1 protein-coding gene is annotated in these 254 nt (G+C 62.6%); it reads left to right on the top strand.

The window, feature by feature from the left end; all coding sequences use genetic code 11:
• Window positions 1-58: 58 nt before the first annotated feature.
• Window positions 59-254 (top strand): hypothetical protein (locus ACTFO6_RS19145; protein WP_439935917.1); only part of this gene is annotated, 196 nt, incomplete at its 3' end.

Here is a 254-nt window from a genome sequence, read left to right as displayed (position 1 = left end):
CCTTACCGCCACTGCACGGCACGCCCACCTGGTCCTGCCGGCGGCTCAATGGGGAGAGATGAACCTCACATCGATCAACGGCGAGCGACGCCTGCGCCTATACCAGCGCTTCATGGACCCGCCGGGCGAGGCGATCCCGGACTGGACAATCCTCGCCCGATACGCGAAGCGCCTGCGGCAGCTTTATCTGGAGGACAAAAACCCCTTGATGGCCAACCGCTTCCTCGATTACGACTGGAAGAGCGAAGAAGACG

The sequence above is a fragment of the Pelomicrobium sp. G1 genome (assembly GCF_051905455.1).
In the GTDB taxonomy this organism is placed as follows: domain Bacteria; phylum Pseudomonadota; class Gammaproteobacteria; order Burkholderiales; family UBA6910; genus Pelomicrobium.
Note: the sequence above shows the minus strand (reverse complement) of the source record. Positions and strands in the feature narration are given on the sequence as shown.